Consider the following 14,405-nt stretch of genomic DNA (forward strand, 5'->3'; position numbering starts at 1 on the left):
TCACTAGATGGTTTCAATATTCTCGCCATCGCCATCGCCATCGCCATCGCCATCGCCATCGCCATCGCCATCGCCACCTCCAGTTGCGCCGGTTTCTTTCGGCTCCTCAGACGGAGTTGCATACGGCTTATCGTCATCCGGCTCAGCACCCGCTTTCGTGTTGCTGGAGGGCGCGCCCGGCAAGGAAGGGCTCACATCCAGATGACTAACGAAATCAGTCAGGCTCGAAATGCTCTCTAGCGCTCGCTGTCGCATTGACTGCATTTGAGCGCCAAACCCCGACTCTTCCAGAGTGAGTGTCTCCTGGCTGCGATCTCGTGACGTCAGGCTATCAATGTCCGGTGGCAGGATTGGAATGCTGTGTTCGTGGTTCCTCCAGTCCCTATATTCACTACCAACGTGTTCGGCAGCCATCGATGATCCGAGAACCGCTTCCATAAACACGCCAGACGTAGGCAGAGTTACGATGCTTTGCTCTGCACTATTGTTCTTTGCGTTGCCGTCCAGCAGGCTAAGCAGTCGCTTCACAAATCCGCTGGACGTTGCATGCGCAGAAGATTCCGGAGGGTTGAACAGAAAAGCAATCATATTTCCGGAGTAGCCCACGGGAATTGGCTGAACCCCCAGGTCGGCGAGGGTGAGGCTGCTCTGTGAATCAGCCTCAGTCACTTTGACCTTTGCGAGAAAACAAAACAGCTCCGTAGGGTCCATGCGCATGACTGCTTGTTGGGTGAAGTAGCCCCCGTTCATGGCAAAAATGTTCTTGATTGATACCTGCTGATTACGCAGTCGCCTCCTGCGAGACTGCATCTTTAATCGCCTGTCTTCGATCGAGCGGACCAGTTCTTTGCTGGAGATTTCGTACTTCTCACCAAGCTTGAGTACAGCCGATGTGTAATAGTCGACGCTGTTACCATTCCCTAAGCTGCGAACGAGCTCGCGATAATCTGCAGCCGAAATTATCGGCTTGAGCGATGCAAGGGACTCGTTCAGAGAGGATCGGTTGCTTATTTTAAGGCGCAGATCGTTTAGCTTTTCAAGGACGCTATCCAGGATGTCCAGATCACGTTGACGGTCTTTTATGAATTTTTCATCCGCATGGATCGCTTCCTGAATACCCTTTATTAATTCATCCTGTTCTGTTCCATCACCATAGATAAACTGAATGAGATCAGCCGTTCGCTCCGATAAAACTGGGTCTTCCTGAAAGATTGAAAACAGCTGAGGCGCGAAAGCAGCTTTGACGTTGGCTGAATTGAAATTCAATGGATGACAGGGCACAAACACGCATCCCTGAGAGCTTCGATTCTCGGTCGCGACTTGGTACTTCTGAAGAATTTCAAAGTATTCAAGGTTTAGAGAATGCTGCTGATTATAGTTGGCGACAATGCGGGTTGAGAGCCGTTCAGCCTCTGATTGCGTTACTTCTCTTACGATGGTGGATCGCTTTGAACGTTGCGTTTGTGCCATTTCCCGGGTGATCTGAGCAACACGATTACTGCCAGTGGCTTGCAGATCTGATGTGGCAGACGCGTAAGATGCCTGTACCCCATGGCTGACATTCAGCGAGCTTTTTACGCCAGCGTGCCAGGTAGGGGTGCTGACCCCAGCGCTCACCGTCGTGTTACTGCCGATCTGGGTATTGCTGCTGTTAGCCTCTTGGATTTTACTGGCAGTGCCTGCTTTGATTTCATCAATTTGCCGGGATTGGTCAGAGAACTCCTCGTTGATATCCGTTTGATCAATGGCTTCATGGCTCGTTCCTGAAGCTTTTCGCTGCCAATCTATAATTGCCAGCCTGGTTACTTCCCCAGGGGCAAGGCAAATGGTGCTGATCAGACGGCCGAGGCAAATTCCCAGCTTTCTCCAGTCTTGCTGGTACGTCTTTAAAACGCCGTAGCCCAGCATGCCGCCCTGCACACCGGAGCTGGTGGCTGGCTGTAGCAATCCTGACTGGGTAATATTCTGCAATGTTGGATGGGCATGTTCAGGTTTATCAGGGACACTGCTGGCGGGCACTCCTTTTCCTTCACCGGATCCCGCGCTCGTTTGCCCGGGATCGTCCTCAGTTACGGGAGGTTTTTGCTCACTTCCTTTCAGAGCCAACTTCTTGGTGTATTGCTCACGAATTTTTTTAAGATATCCAATGTATTCCTGGGGCGTTTTATTAACAATACGATCACTCGCAGAGTGTTTTAATTTGTTCTGCAGGGCATTGAGGTGCTTGACGTGATTGGTATAAGGAGTCTCCTTAGCATCGATCGCCGCCTTAAAAGCGTCTATTTCCTTTAGCAGGTCTTGAATAGTCTCTTGTTGCGACTCCGGCACAATATCCGCGAATGTTTCAACCTTTTGTATAGCATCCTGACTGACGCCCCCTGTTCCTGCACCGGCTTGCTCGCTCTTCGGATTTTGCGGGAACTTGTAAGCCACCGAGGCAAAACCGTGGTAGCACAATTCGGAGAACGAGTATGATGATACCAGCGGCGCCTTATCGGATTGTCCGTCTAATCCGTCCAGGCCTGGCCTGAAGTCATAGCTATTTATCTCACTCACGCATGAAACCCTTTCGTAGGTGGTTTCTTTTTCGGGCCGAGCTATTACCTCCAAACTGCTCTTGGGTAATAAGCCTTCCGGCTCACACTGACTATATTCCCTGTTTCACTTCTACGTGATGCACTACTTCCTCCATGCCCTGCTCGTCCCGGTCGTCCCTTGTAATCCTGACAGCATCGCTATCAACAGAAGCAGAAACAGAGGAACTGCCGATGGCGCGGACAAGCCAGTTCAGTTTCAGAGTCCCGATTTTTGTATTCTCCTCGGTATCCAGAATGGCATAGATGGCACTTCCCTCGCAGCCATTCGACCCCTTGCAGTCAAACGCATAGGCATTGTTGTCAATGGCTCCCAGCTGGGATTTGATGTCATCCGGCGCTCTATTCCAACTGGCGGTGTCACCGAAAAGAGTCGCGGCTGGTCGGACGAACCCTTCCATGTACATAAAATCGTAGGTGGTATGGTTTTTTATATAGACATGGTACCAAGCTGACATAACACTTCTCCCTTGTGCTGGTTGTTGGTACTGCTGTTAGAATTCGATGACTTGTCAGACTTGGAAACTATAGGAGCTAAAATGACAATTCTCCAGATTTTGAAGGTGAAAGGGTTGGTTGCAGCAGTTGGGGTTTGAGTTATCGAAGTCTTTGCATCCACTTATTTGGGGCTCACTATGAAGAAGATGCACATTGATATTGTTTCCGACATCGCCTGTCCATGGTGCGCCATTGGCTATGCCCGCCTGGAGATTGCCATGGGGCAGCTGGCGCCGGAGTGCAAGTTCACCGTTGAATGGCATGCGTTTGAACTGAATCCGGAGCACAGCGGAGCGGGTGAGCCGATTCTGCCGGCTCTGGCCCGAAAGTACGGGCGCAGTGAGGAAGAGATGCGTTCTAATCAGAATCAGATGATGAAGATCGCAAAGGATCTCGGCATTAACTTCGAAAAAATACAGGAGCGACTCACTTGTAATACCTTCGATGCCCACCGGTTGGTCAAATGGGCCGGCGAGCAGGGCCAGCAGACTGGAATGAAACAAACTCTGTTCGAAGCCTATTTCGGCCGGGCAGAAGATGTCTCCGACCGAGATGTTCTGATCAAATGCGTTGAATCTCTCGGGTTGGATTCAGAAAAAGCCAAAGCCGTGCTGGATTCTGACCAGTACGCGGCGGCGGTGCGAGAAGACGAAGCCACTTATCAGAAGGCGGGTGTTACGGGTGTGCCGGCGTATATAGTCAGCGGAAAGTATCTTATCTCCGGAGCCCAGGAGCCCGATACCCTGGTTCAGGCGTTTCAGGAGATTGGTGCGGAATCTGACTGAACGGCGTAATAAGTCCAAAACCACACAGGAAGGTGCCTCTTCTATGACGGATCTTAAGCAGGTTGCTGGCCTCTCATCGAACCAGCTTCTTAACATTGAAGCCCATATTGACCGTCGCTATATCCAGCCCGGAAAATTGCCTGGTGCGCTAACGCTGGTGGCTCGGCGAGGGGAGATTGCCTATGTAAAAGCCCAGGGGCTGATGGATGTGGAGCGCAACAAGTCGGTTCGCCGGGATACTGTTTTTCGTATTTACTCCATGACCAAACCGATCACGTCGATCGCCATGATGCAGCTTTATGAGCAGGGGCGGTTCTTGCTGGACGATCCGGTGCACAAGTATATTCCGGCGTGGAAAAACCGGCGGGTTTATAAAAGCGGTGTCTATCCCGATTTCCTGACTACACCTGCAACCAGCGTCATGACCATTCGCGACCTGTTCACCCATATGTCAGGCCTGACCTATGGGTTTATGAATCGCACCAACGTTGACGCTGCTTATCGGGAATTGGGGCTGGATGGCAGCCGTAATCTGACACTGGAGACACTGGTCAATCAGCTGGCGGAATTGCCGCTGGAGTTCTCACCGGGTACGGCCTGGAACTATTCCGTCAGCACGGACGTGCTGGGGTATCTGGTGCAGTTGCTGTCGGGCCAGCCTTTTGATGACTATCTGCGCGAGCATATCTTTGACCCATTGGATATGCCCGACACCGGGTTCCACGTCCGTGATGATCAACTTGAACGTTTCGCCGCCTGTTATCAGTACGCGCCTGGCGAACAGTTCGAACTTCAGGACGATCCGGAGACCTCACCTTTCCGGCGCAAGGGGAAGTTTCTTTCTGGTGGCGGCGGGCTGGTCTCCACCATTGACGATTATTTCCATTTTGCCCAGGCACTTTGTCAAGGAGGGGAGTTTCAGGGGCAGCGGATTATCGGTCGCAAAACGCTGGAGTTCATGCGCAGCAACCACCTGCCGGGCAATCAGGATCTGCCGGGCCTCTCCGTTGGTGCGTTCAGCGAGACACCTTATGCGGGGAGTGGCTTTGGTCTGGGCTTTTCGGTAAAGACTGACGTTGCCAAATCCCACACTAACGGATCGGTCGGCGAGTACGGTTGGGGTGGTCTGGCGAGCACCAACTTTTTTATCGATCCGGTCGAGGAGCTGGTGATGATCTTCATGACGCAACTGATCCCCTCGTCGTCTTACCCGATCCGTCAGGAGTTGCGGGCCATCGTTAATGGAGCGTTGGTGTGATCTACTGAGCCCCATAATTCCGGGCTTTGGGCTCATGCTCTCGGCAGATCAACTCCACTTCAGTCGCGGATAGCGGCTCCTGAGTTAATTGACAGAAAAACTTTCCTTCGCCCAGTTTTTGGTTGTGACGACAGCTATGGCATTGGCTGAAGGTTTTGTGCTGATGCTGTGTTTGAATCTGACGCAACAGTGACGTCAGGTTTTCAATAATGGCCTCCGGTTCTCCCTGTTGCGCCTGCTCACAGTAGCTTGCTAGCAGTGGCGAAGGGGTCAGTAATTTAACCAGATCATCACCAGACGCTGTTATCTGCAGGCGGGTAATGCGTTTGTCCTTGCGGTCCTGTTCTTTGATCAGCAAACCTTTATTTTCCAAAACCTTGATGGATTGTGAGACGGTGCCTTTGGTTAACCCCAGGTACTCAGCGACAGCCTTGGGGGTGTTGGAATAACGATTACAAATGGATAGGTAGTGCAGCGCTTCGAATTGAACCGTTTGCAAACCGTATTGATTGAGACGGGCACGGTTTTCACTTTGCAGCAGACTGCTGAGGCGCTCTAATAATTGCTGTAGTTGTGATGCGTTCATAGTTTGATGGTATCGAATCGAAACAGTGTTGACAATGGGTTGGTGGGTGTGTGATATTTAGTTTCGAGTCGAAACTAAATGAAGGAGAGAGTCATGAACACTACTCAATTTATGGCGGTGGCACTGATCAGCTTGGGCATTACTGGCGTGGGTTTGAATGGCACAGTGCAAGCGAGTGATGGGCATGAAAATGGCCTTTCTTCCGCCAAGGGCGATGTGGCGTCAAGCAGTTTCGATATTGTGCATACCCGCATTAGTACCGAGGGCAATAGCGCTGTGTTTCATATGGAGGTGTCGGCCAAGGCGGGACAGATCAAGCCTGCCGCAACCGGCAAATTGGCGGGCAGCGACGTGTTTTCTTATGTATGGCCGACTACGATTGATAGTTATGAAGTGGGGTTTGAGCGTGAGGCAGGTATTTTAGCGCTCGCGGTCACCGCGCATCCGGATTTTGATGATACGCCGTTATTCGATGAAAACGGTGATGGTGACACCGCAAATGACGGCAATGTCTGGCACAGCCACTGGGTGGTGTTACAGCCAAACGAGCAGTGTGGAAAGGGTGCGCTGGGGGTGGTTGATATTGCTGAGGGTGTGAAACCGCGCTTGCCAATCACCTGGCCCGGCCTGCCGATCTTGCTGGATAGTCCGGGGTGGCAACCGATTTTCACGGACGACGACGTTGAGGTTCGGGTAGCTTTTGCCGATATCGGGGCTGTGGAAAAGGGCATGTTTGACGGTGTTACAGCAGGACTGAGAGTTAACGAAAGTGCCCACGCACCCTTGTTGTGCGTGGTTGACGTGATGGATGTGGCCTCCGGCGATTTGAGTTTGCCGGGCCGTGTTAATCAATAACAATCTCAGTGCAGGATTAGCGGTAGAGCCAGCGACAGGAGGTGACAGGCATGATCAGCAGAGGCGTTAAGGCCCCGGAATTAGTGGTTGCCAGTTGGCTGAATACAAACCAACCCTTGCAGCTGGAAAAACTACGCGGCCGAGTGGTTGTGCTGCACGCTTTCCAGATGCTGTGCCCGGGTTGTGTGACGCATGGTTTACCGCAGGCCGCCACAATTCATGAGCTGTATCGCCGTGATGAGGTGCAGGTGATTGGCCTGCATTCAGTGTTTGAGCATCACCACGTGATGACGTTTGATGCGCTCAAAGTCTTTGTTCATGAGTATCGATTGCAATTTCCCATTGCGATGGACATGCCTTCGGATTCCGGACCCATTCCGGTGATGATGAAAAAACTGAATTTACAGGGCACACCCTCGCTGGTGCTGATTGATAAGGATGGGGTAATCCGCTATACGCATTTGGGAAGCGTAAGCGACATGCAAGTGGGTAATATGATCGGACAACTGTTGGTGTAGGGTGGCGACCTCCTTGCTCCGCCATGTGCTACTGGGACGCCGATAAAGTAATGAAAAACCAGGTTGCTCTTGTCGAAGTGCAAATCGAATTGCAGGAAGGTAAGGTAGTTATTTGTACTGGTACTGGCGACTCCGCTTGTCCAGCGTTTTGAACTTGCAGGAGGCTTTTTATGTACTACGTAGATATGCCAAGCGCCAAGGAAATTGGCGACCTCAATTTGACTCGCTCTGATGCAGCCATCTCGATTTACCTGCAGACCACACCGCTTAGCCGTGAAGTTGGCCCGAGCCGGATCAATCTCGGCAACCTGGTGAAAAAGGCCGGGAGTCAGCTTGAAGCCTCGGGCTTCGATAAGCGCCGCATCTTGTTATTGCAGGAACAGTTTGATGACCTGCTGGCGGATGATGAGTTTTGGAGCCACCAGGCTAACAGCCTGGCGATTCTGGCAACGCCTGAGTCGCTGCGTACATACCGCATGGCGAACAAGCTAAGCGATATTGTTGAGGTGTCTGATCGCTTTCACCTCAAGCCGTTACTGCGCGCCATTACCTTTCCTCATGCTGCGCATATTCTGGCTCTTTCAGAGAACGCAGTGAGATTGATTGAGGTGTCTGCTGATCTACCGGCCAGAGAAATCAAGGTGCCGGATATGCCGGAAGATCTTACGACCGTTGTCGGCAAAGCGACGAACAAGGATTACTCGGGTACCGGTCACCGGCACGGCGTTCAGGAGCATGGTTCCTATCTTGCGCGCTATGTACGCAAGATCAATGCCGTACTGCGTCCCGCCCTTATGCGCTCGGATCGCCCGCTGATATTGGCGACGACCAGGCCTTTGGAAGCCCTGTTCCGTTCGATGAGCGCCATCCCAGCGCTCCCCGGCGTCATTTCCGGTAACCCCGAACATATGAGCGAGGCTGAGTTGGCGAGCGCCGCAAGGCCTGTGCTTGATGAACACTATGCAGGTCAGGTCAAGGAATTCCACCGCCTGTTCGACGATAGAGCCGGCCAGAACCGGACGACTACCGATATTTCCGATGCAGCGCGGCTGGCTACCTTCGGCGGAATTGACAGGCTTCTGATCGATATTGACAGTGTGGTCGACGGTTTTGTCGACGATGAAACCGGTGAAGTTATATTCGGAAACCAGGGCGATGCCATCAACTATGGCGTGGTCGATGAAATTGCTGGCAGAGCACTCCGCTCAGGTGCCAAGGTGATGGCCGTTCGCAAAGCGGATATCCCAGGGGCTCATGATCTCGCTGTGATTTCCCGCTACCCGATCTGATGTTTCTGGCCCAACACCTGGCGCGTTAGCGGCTCTATGCGAAATCATAACTCGTAACTCATGGCCCCCTTCGGTTCCTGGATGAAGTACCCCTGGAAGTTGCGAATGCCTTGCTCCCAGAACCAGGACAGCACTTTGGCATCCTCTACGCCGGTTACCACAATTTTCTGGCTGGAGCTGAGGGCGGCCTTGAGTTGACTCAAGAGATCCTCCAGCGCTGGAGTTTGTTGGTCGCTGGCGCCGAGTGTCGGCGCCAGCTTCACGAGATCTACCGAATCCAGTTCTTTTATCAGGTCTACCGAGGCGGTGTCCGTGGCAACGTGTTCGATGACCAGCCCACAGCCCATGGACTGAACCAGTTTCGCTATCTTTTTTGCCCTGGGTACATCTTTTAATACGGTTGGACTCGACAACGCCAGGTAGATGCGGCGATTGCCCTTAATGCGATTTTCGCGTATCGCGCCACTGAGTACCGTCAGCAAATGTTCCACATCAACCATGGGGGAGGACAGTTTTACGCTTACCGAATAGCTGGCGGAGGCTTTGCCTTCCAGATGTGTGAGGTCTTCTACAGCATGTTGAATCACCCAGCGATCCAGCGCGTAGAATGGCCCCCTGCTACCCTCAGGTAACCACGGCAGGAATTGGCCGGGTAAATACACCGCGTTGTCTTCGTCTACCAATCGCACCAGTGCCTCAAAAAGGGTGTCGCCCGTTTCCATGTTGACGATGGGTTGGTAGTAAAGCTTGAACGCCTGTGCCGCTAGCAATTCTGTGATGCGTTCATTCAATTTGGATTCGGGTGGCCGTTCGGGCGCCTGTTGCCATATCAGTTTATTGCTACCGGACTGCATGGCCTCGCTACAGGCTTTTTCTGCCTCGATTAGTGCCTTGTCTTCATCCATGGCATGGTTCAGGGTTAGCACGCCCAGACTCAGGGTGACTGGATCGGGGGCATTCTCTAAGGTCCATGCGGGGTTGTTCAAGTTGTAATGGAAGCGCTCGAGGGCGGCCCTGCCATCATCGGCGGCATGCGCTGTCACCCAAAACAGGAAGCTGCCGCCTCCAAGAGCACAACCCGAATCTCCAACGGCGAGCTGCTCCGCGAAATGTTTCTCCATGCGGGCGCTCAGGTTCGCCATGGCGCGGGCACCATGCTGGGCTCTTAGATACTCGTGCCGGTCTACGCTTGCTTGCACCAGGTAGTGCGCCTGATCTGCCTGGTCGCTTTCGATTCTGGCCAGCAGGTCCACGAGTTCAGTCAGGAAGTAGTCGTGGTTCTGCAGGCCACGGGATTCTTTGCGCTGGCTGACCAGGTTGATGCGTGCCGCAATAAGTTTGGCATTTGTCAGGTGACGGTGTAGTGAGCTCAGGAACAGTTCAATGTCCAGCGGCTTCTGAAAGAAATCGTTGCCTGCAATACTATGCTGTTCGAGCAGATCCCGTGCTTCTGGCGAGGCCGATACGAAAAGAATCGGGATCGTCATGTAGTTGGCATCCTGCCTGAGCACTTTTGCCAACTCTATGCCTTGGCAGCCGGGCATGTCGTGGTCCAGTATGATGGCGTCCGGCTGGAATTGTTCGATGCGCTCCAAAACGCGCACCGGTTGGCTCAGGCCCTCTACTTCATAGCCTTCCTCGGACAGTATGGATTCGTAGTAGGCGAGAAGGTCGGTGTCATCGTCCACCCAGAGCACCCTTGGCCGAGCGGGACGGGCGTTCTCCAGCAACTGGTGGATGCGCTTTTCGAGTACCCCCATGTCGATAGGTTTGGTCAGGTAGATGTCTGCGCCAGCGCGGAGCGCCCGCATGCGCGCGACCATATCGCTTCTGGTGGACATCATAATCACTGGAGTATTGGTGCCTGCCTGGCATTTCATGCGCTCCAGCCAGCCGATACCTTCCAGGGCGCCTTGGGGAAAGCTGATGTCCAGTAAAATCAGGTGATGAAAGTGGCCGTCGGTTCGCCGAGTGTAGGTCTCTGGGTCCTCAAACGTTTCAGCGTAATAACCTTGTTGTTCCAGCCAGTTCTTCAGGTAAGCGGCCTGGTTTTCGTCGTCTTCAATAACGGCGATGCGGAGCGGTTGGTGTTTCTCGATGACGGTTTTTGACACGAAAACGGGCATCTCATTGTCGGGGCCAGCGCGAGAGGCATCCTCAATGGCGCGTTCGAGCGCTTTGAGTGAGTTTTCGATTTGCTGACGCTCCGTGGAGGTGGCATCGGATTTTGCCAGTAACACCTGTAGCTGTTCTTCAAGTATTCGTGCTGTATTGCTGATCTCAGGAAATTGAAAGGTGGCGCCACTACCGGTCAGCTTGTGGGCGCTTTGGTGCATGAACTCCAGCGCCTTTGGGTTCCAGCTGACGTGCAGGAGTCGGTTCCACGAATCTCCAAGTTCTCCCATGCGGTTGGGCAGGCCGGCAATGTAACGGGTTCTGAGTTCTTGGAGCTTTTGTCCGGGACTGGCTTCCGACATTGCTGCACCTTTTGTATCGTGAGTTGCTCTCTGGGCAGTTTGGGGGGATCATCAAATGGCCGCATTTGCCCGACAGGAGAGTTGTGAAGCGTATCTCAAATTTCCCTTTTTAGTTACCCCGGGGCGATAATTCTGCTCGCTTCCTGAGCAATATTACCCCCTATCCCGGAGAAAACGGGACAGACCTTTTCTGATGCATAAGCATCCCTTTTCAGGCAAGTGTCGAAACGTCAGCAAGGTCGTTGGAGAAGCTCAAGTTATTCCTCACGATGCCGATATCTTGTTGGCACAAGGGCGATTTCAGTACTTGCCGAATCGAAATGTTGGCTTATATGTCGTTTTCATATACGCTTTTTTAACTAATAACAATGGAGACTCTTCTGTGAAACTCAACCTTTCCTGGCGTCAGAAGTTCCTGATGCTCACCATCGGAACATTCACTGGGCTGACAATTGTTGCCGGCGCCGTTTTCTGGGGGCTGGAAACGGTTTCATCTTCTTACCAGTCTATCTATGAGGTATCCCGTTACGAAAACAGGTCCGGGAATCTTGCCACCAAATGGAACGCTGTAGAAAACCACCTTATCAACCTCTCCGAGGATAATCAGAGCGAACTTCTGGCGAAGCTGGAGGGCCTGGCATCAGATGCTGAAACGCTACAACGCCAAGCCAACCTGCTGGGCGACCCCGACAGTATCCGCTTCGCCGAGTCCATTCAGGCGGATACCGAACGCTATGTGGCAATGCGTCGGGAATGGCTCCAGCAGATGAATGCACTCGGCCTGTCCGAAGCCGTGGGGGTTCGCCAGGAACTGGCTAAAGCTATGGTAGAACTCCGGGAACTGTCATTGAGCATGGTTGATGACGCTATCCGTGAAATCGACAGCAGCAACTATGCTTACATTAACAGTCGCGATGTTGCGCTGGCGGAACGCGCAAGCCAAGCCATTACGGTGCTGGAAGACGTTGTCATACAATACGATTGGCAGGACAATGTGGTTGGCGAAACTACGAGGCAGTACCGTGATGTATTCAGTCAAACTGATGCAATTCTGAAGCAAATCGCAGCCGCTTCAGACAGCGCAGCGCAAGCCGGCAAAAGCCTGCAGCAGAATGTCATCGCGCAAAGTGAAGCCCTGCAGTCTGGCCTCATTGCCCGTACCATCCAGAGCGCTGACAACGCCGAATCGTCGGCCAAGGTGGTCAGTGTTGGTTCCATTTTGTTGTTTGCACCCTTGCTGGCTTTGGTTTTGTTCCTCACCTCACGGGCTCTGGTTAGCCAGCTCAACCGGGTGGGTGAGTTACTGTCGCGGGTGTCGGAAGGTGACCTCACCAAGAAGCTGGCACTCGGCGACAACCCTAACGATGAATTCAACATTCTGGGCAGTGCCACCAATCAGATGATCGATAACATAGGCATGCTTATGCGGGAGTCTATTGCCGGTACACAGGATTTGATCGAGGTTCATGGCGAGCTCGAAAAAACCATGGTTCGACTGGCGCAGAACAGCGAAATGGTTGAATCCCAGACCATTCTTGCAGCTACAGCCAGTCAGCAAATATCCGTCACCTTGAACGATGTTGCCGAACGCACTTCGCAGGTGGGCGTGTCTACACAATCCGCCAACGACTCGGCCCAGTCCGGCGCTCGCGTGGTTGAAGACAGTGTGACCTCCATGCGCCTGTTGTCGGGTCTTATTCAGGATACCCATGGCCATGTCAAATTGCTCAATCAGGCCAGCTCCAAAGTCAGCGGGATTATCGGCGTCATTAACAGCTTGGCCGATCAAACCAACCTGCTGGCGCTGAATGCCGCGATCGAAGCCGCTCGGGCTGGTGAAGCCGGACGTGGATTTTCAGTGGTGGCCGACGAGGTGCGCACCCTGGCGCAAAAAACAGTTTCCGCCACTACCAATATTGTATCTATTATCGACGAGCTCAACTTGCAAACTGCCAGCATGGATACTTTGGTGAATAACGGGCTTGAGATTGCCAAAGAAGGTGAACACCACGCGTCGCAGATTGCGGACGCCATGGGTGGGGTGACCCAATCCATCAATACACTTAACTCAGAAATGGATCAGGTCGTTGTCGCCGTTGAGGAGATTTCCGTCACCACTGAAGACATCGCGAAAAAAATGGAAGAGATTCGCGGGCAAAGTGCCGAAACACAGGCCATTGGTGCAGAGCTTGGCAGGCAGAACCAGCGCTTGTCTGAGCAGGCCAATGTGATTGCTGAAAGCACACGGCGCTTCAATGTCTAACCGGCACTGGCGCCAATTAAATACCCAACGGTAGCCCGATTTCAATCACCCGGCCAGAGGGAATTCGGTAAAGCGATGTCGCATGCAGGGTATTGCGGATCATGAACGCAAAGAGTTTGTCGCGCCAAGCCATCATGCCGTCTTTCTTCCGGTCAGCAATCACCGATATCCGGCCCACGAAATAGGTCGTGTCGTCCAGATCTATCGGTAAACTGCGATGTTCAATGCAGTAGGACAGATCCGATGGGATATTGAATCCCTGCATGAAGCCGTAGTTGAGTTTGACCTCATACAGGCCCTGACCGAATGCCTTGACCTGCATGCGCTCATCATTGGGTACTCGCGGATTACGCGCCATTTTCACGTTGACGATCACGACTGTCTCAGGCAACTCCAGCCGCCTCGCTCCCGGGCCACATTGAAGGCCAGAATGGTGGTCACCAGCATGGTGGCATTTACACTGACACCGTATGCAGCTGCCAGGTTGTTGGATGAGCGGAACGTCAGCACCAGGGCAATCGCCGCGATCATCAGAAACCAGTTGATACCCGGCATGTAAATCTGGCCGTGGGGATACTCGGAGGTTTGTTGAACCTGCAGGCGTGGCATAAAACCGAGTTGCACCGCCTGCCGGGCGAGAGAGAAGGCACCGGTGATCACTGCCTGTGAGGCAATGATGGTCGCCGCCGTCGCCAGGCCCACCAAGTGATTGCTCGCGAGAAACTGCACCGCGTACCAGGGTGCCACGGCCTTGAGCACTTCCGGATGCCCGATAATGCTGTTCAGTCCCAGCGCTGCCAGGGTCAGAAACCAGGCCACCATGATTGGGCCAAACATCGCCCCTACCTTGGCGGTACCGGCTGTCCTGATCCTGATCTGGCCGCAACAGAGCCAGCAACGCGAAGATGCCGCCCTCGCCATGGTTGTTGGCGCGGAGGATAAAAATCATGTATTTCAGAGAGATGACAATGATAACCGCCTGCATCCGGGAGAACGGCAGCAACGCTATTGGGTTAACCAGCCGCGGGCTCTGAAAGTCACATTTAATAAATTGCTCAATAAGGGGCCGCAGCCGGCTCACAGCGAGCCCTTGCGACTTGGGCACCGTGAGATCAAGGTAGTGCAGCGCAGCCCGCATATTTTATGGTGCCGTTGAACGAGCTCTACAGCACAGGTGCGCTGGCTTTCCCGTTCCGCCGCACTCTGAGTCGCTTGCAGGAAATGCAGTTACAGCGCTTTGGTCAGTGAGCGAAACAAGTCAGCACCTTGTCAAAAACCTGTA

12 protein-coding genes and 1 pseudogene are annotated in these 14,405 nt (G+C 53.1%); 6 read left to right on the forward strand and 7 right to left on the reverse strand.

Annotated features, from left to right (window positions below):
* Positions 1–3: 3 nt before the first annotated feature.
* Complete coding sequence (locus tag ACN0V1_RS03770) at positions 4–2,556, reverse strand: hypothetical protein (protein WP_417543722.1); 2,553 nt, start codon at positions 2,554–2,556, stop codon at positions 4–6.
* A gap of 91 nt (positions 2,557–2,647) precedes the next feature.
* The gene (locus ACN0V1_RS03775; protein ID WP_417543723.1) at positions 2,648–3,052 is read right to left on the reverse strand and encodes a hypothetical protein; all 405 of its coding nucleotides are present in this window, start codon (positions 3,050–3,052) and stop codon (positions 2,648–2,650) included.
* A gap of 177 nt (positions 3,053–3,229) precedes the next feature.
* Between ACN0V1_RS03775 and ACN0V1_RS03780 the strand changes: the two genes are divergently transcribed.
* Together ACN0V1_RS03780 and ACN0V1_RS03785 are read left to right on the forward strand one after the other, a co-directional pair.
* Entirely contained in the window at positions 3,230–3,877 is a 648-nt protein-coding gene (locus ACN0V1_RS03780; RefSeq protein ID WP_417543724.1) for a DsbA family oxidoreductase, read from the forward strand.
* Between the two features lie 43 nt (positions 3,878–3,920).
* Positions 3,921–5,135: a serine hydrolase domain-containing protein gene (locus ACN0V1_RS03785; RefSeq protein WP_417543725.1), complete on the forward strand. Its 1,215-nt coding sequence runs from the start codon at positions 3,921–3,923 to the stop codon at positions 5,133–5,135.
* 1 nt (position 5,136) lies between these two features.
* Here ACN0V1_RS03785 and ACN0V1_RS03790 read toward each other — a convergent pair whose 3' ends face one another.
* Entirely contained in the window at positions 5,137–5,721 is a 585-nt protein-coding gene (locus ACN0V1_RS03790) for a MarR family winged helix-turn-helix transcriptional regulator (protein WP_417543726.1), read from the reverse strand.
* A 93-nt stretch (positions 5,722–5,814) separates the two neighbouring features.
* On the opposite strand from ACN0V1_RS03790, the gene ACN0V1_RS03795 reads away from it, so the two are divergent.
* The 3 genes from ACN0V1_RS03795 (at position 5,815) to ACN0V1_RS03805 (ending at position 8,383) form a co-directional block, all read left to right on the forward strand.
* Entirely contained in the window at positions 5,815–6,576 is a 762-nt protein-coding gene (locus tag ACN0V1_RS03795; protein ID WP_417543727.1) for a hypothetical protein, read from the forward strand.
* 50 nt (positions 6,577–6,626) lie between these two features.
* The gene (locus ACN0V1_RS03800) at positions 6,627–7,094 is read left to right on the forward strand and encodes a redoxin family protein (protein ID WP_417543728.1); all 468 of its coding nucleotides are present in this window, start codon (positions 6,627–6,629) and stop codon (positions 7,092–7,094) included.
* A 170-nt stretch (positions 7,095–7,264) separates the two neighbouring features.
* Positions 7,265–8,383, forward strand: coding sequence for a hypothetical protein (locus tag ACN0V1_RS03805; RefSeq protein ID WP_417543729.1), 1,119 nt, complete (start codon positions 7,265–7,267; stop codon positions 8,381–8,383).
* A gap of 44 nt (positions 8,384–8,427) precedes the next feature.
* On the opposite strand, the gene ACN0V1_RS03810 is transcribed toward ACN0V1_RS03805, so the two are convergent.
* Positions 8,428–10,860: a response regulator gene (locus ACN0V1_RS03810; protein ID WP_417543730.1), complete on the reverse strand. Its 2,433-nt coding sequence runs from the start codon at positions 10,858–10,860 to the stop codon at positions 8,428–8,430.
* Between the two features lie 382 nt (positions 10,861–11,242).
* Here ACN0V1_RS03810 and ACN0V1_RS03815 point away from each other — a divergent pair, with 382 nt between their 5' ends.
* On the forward strand, positions 11,243–13,123 hold the full coding sequence (locus tag ACN0V1_RS03815; RefSeq protein ID WP_417543731.1) for a methyl-accepting chemotaxis protein: 1,881 nt from the start codon (positions 11,243–11,245) through the stop codon (positions 13,121–13,123).
* Between the two features lie 16 nt (positions 13,124–13,139).
* On the opposite strand, the gene ACN0V1_RS03820 is transcribed toward ACN0V1_RS03815, so the two are convergent.
* The 3 genes and pseudogenes from ACN0V1_RS03820 to ACN0V1_RS03830 form a co-directional block, all read right to left on the reverse strand.
* Positions 13,140–13,514 carry a KUP/HAK/KT family potassium transporter gene (locus tag ACN0V1_RS03820; protein ID WP_417544039.1) on the reverse strand — a complete coding sequence of 125 codons (375 nt, stop codon included), beginning with the start codon at positions 13,512–13,514 and terminating at the stop codon, positions 13,140–13,142.
* A complete protein-coding gene (locus ACN0V1_RS03825; protein WP_417543732.1) occupies positions 13,496–13,960 on the reverse strand; it encodes a KUP/HAK/KT family potassium transporter in 465 nt (154 codons plus the stop codon). Before ACN0V1_RS03825 ends, ACN0V1_RS03820 begins: the two co-directional genes overlap by 19 nt.
* Before the next feature lie 82 nt (positions 13,961–14,042).
* Positions 14,043–14,261, reverse strand: a pseudogene (locus ACN0V1_RS03830) (hypothetical protein); the annotation flags it as partial.
* Positions 14,262–14,405 lie beyond the last annotated feature (144 nt).

It is taken from the genome of Marinobacter sp. (genome assembly GCF_048266785.1).
In the GTDB taxonomy this organism is placed as follows: Bacteria; Pseudomonadota; Gammaproteobacteria; order Pseudomonadales; family Oleiphilaceae; genus Marinobacter.

Bases quoted from the DNA above. Each gene is read 5' to 3' on its own strand.
- ACN0V1_RS03775 (WP_417543723.1), bottom strand. From the start codon at position 3,052: ATGTCAGCTTGGTACCATGTCTATATAAAAAACCATACCACCTACGAT.
- ACN0V1_RS03780 (WP_417543724.1), top strand. From the start codon at position 3,230: ATGAAGAAGATGCACATTGATATTGTTTCCGACATCGCCTGTCCATGG.
- ACN0V1_RS03785 (WP_417543725.1), top strand. From the start codon at position 3,921: ATGACGGATCTTAAGCAGGTTGCTGGCCTCTCATCGAACCAGCTTCTT.
- ACN0V1_RS03790 (WP_417543726.1), bottom strand. From the start codon at position 5,721: ATGAACGCATCACAACTACAGCAATTATTAGAGCGCCTCAGCAGTCTG.
- ACN0V1_RS03795 (WP_417543727.1), top strand. From the start codon at position 5,815: ATGAACACTACTCAATTTATGGCGGTGGCACTGATCAGCTTGGGCATT.
- ACN0V1_RS03800 (WP_417543728.1), top strand. From the start codon at position 6,627: ATGATCAGCAGAGGCGTTAAGGCCCCGGAATTAGTGGTTGCCAGTTGG.
- ACN0V1_RS03805 (WP_417543729.1), top strand. From the start codon at position 7,265: ATGTACTACGTAGATATGCCAAGCGCCAAGGAAATTGGCGACCTCAAT.
- ACN0V1_RS03810 (WP_417543730.1), bottom strand. From the start codon at position 10,860: ATGTCGGAAGCCAGTCCCGGACAAAAGCTCCAAGAACTCAGAACCCGT.
- ACN0V1_RS03825 (WP_417543732.1), bottom strand. From the start codon at position 13,960: ATGTTTGGCCCAATCATGGTGGCCTGGTTTCTGACCCTGGCAGCGCTG.